Source organism: Clostridium sp. ZS2-4, from assembly GCF_026719745.1.
Taxonomy (GTDB): Bacteria; Bacillota; Clostridia; order Clostridiales; family Clostridiaceae; genus Clostridium_H.
This window is the reverse complement of sequence record NZ_JAPPRQ010000068.1, coordinates 1-843: the sequence shown is the minus strand read 5'-3', so window position 1 is coordinate 843 and position 843 is coordinate 1. Positions and strand designations below refer to the sequence as shown.

Below are 843 nucleotides of genomic sequence, written 5' to 3'. Positions count from 1 at the left end.
GATTTAGCAAAAGAATTATTAGCATACGGAGCAGATAAAGTAATATATGCTGAAGATGAAAAATTAGCACATATTACAACAGATGCTTATGCTAGAGTAATTTGTGATTTAATTAACGAAAGAAAGCCAGAAATAATGTTCATAGGAGCTTCTTTCATAGGAAGAGACTTAGGACCAAGAGTTGCAGGAAGACTTTCAACAGGATTAACTGCTGACTGTACAGCATTAGATATAGAAGAAGAAACAAACCACTTAATGATGACAAGACCAGCATTCGGTGGAAACTTAATGGCAACAATCATGTGTACAGAACACAGACCACAAATGGCAACAGTAAGACCAGGAGTATTTGACAAATTAGCAAAAGATGAATCTAAAATAGATGAATCTAAGATAGAAAAAATATCTGCAACTATACTTGAAGAAGATATGAGAATAAAAGTATTAGATGTAGTAAAAATTGCTAAAGAAGTAGCAGACATCAGTGAAGCTGAAGTAATCGTAGCAGGTGGAAGAGGAATGGCAAATAAAGAAAACTTCCAAATCCTTAACGAACTTGCAGAAGTACTTGGTGGAACAGTAGCAGGATCAAGAGCAGCAACTGATAATGGTTGGGTAGACCATGCATTACAAGTTGGTCAAACTGGTAAAACAGTAAGACCTAAAGTATATGTTGCATGCGGAATCTCTGGAGCAATCCAACACTTAGCTGGAATGCAAGATAGTGAATACATAATCGCTATCAACAAAGATGCAGAAGCTCCAATCATGAAAGTTGCAGATTTAGGATTAGTTGGAGACTTAAATAAAGTAATTCCAGAATTAATAGCTCAAATAAAAGCT

1 protein-coding gene is annotated in these 843 nt (G+C 35.3%); it reads left to right on the top strand.

Annotated features, from left to right (window positions below):
- On the top strand, positions 1-843 hold an 843-nt coding region (locus tag OIO11_RS11625; protein ID WP_268071633.1), incomplete at both ends, for an electron transfer flavoprotein subunit alpha/FixB family protein.